Genomic DNA, 254 nt, shown 5'->3' on the forward strand with positions numbered 1-254 from the left:
CGGCGAGATTCCGGGCGTCTGCGCCACCTGCCATTCCGGCACCGGCTTTCGCGCCTTTCACGGGCTGGACGGCCACCCGCCGGGCGTGCCGCAATCGCCCATCCCGACGGGCAGCGTGGTCGACTGCGCCACCTGCCACAACCCCGGTCTGGCCGAGATCAAAGAGGTCGCGCTGCCCAATGGCATGGCGCATCCCGTCACCGGCGGCGACGCAAGCTGTATCACCTGCCATCAGGGCCGCGCCTCGGGTCAGG

The 254-nt window shown here is 70.9% G+C and carries 1 protein-coding gene; it reads left to right on the forward strand.

Translation table 11 applies throughout. The annotated features are described in order from the left end of the window. On the forward strand, positions 1–254 hold a 254-nt coding region (locus tag RMT89_RS44255; RefSeq protein ID WP_315889407.1), incomplete at both ends, for a hypothetical protein.

Source organism: Streptomyces sp. P17, from assembly GCF_032436805.1.
Lineage (GTDB): Bacteria > Actinomycetota > Actinomycetes > Streptomycetales > Streptomycetaceae > Streptomyces.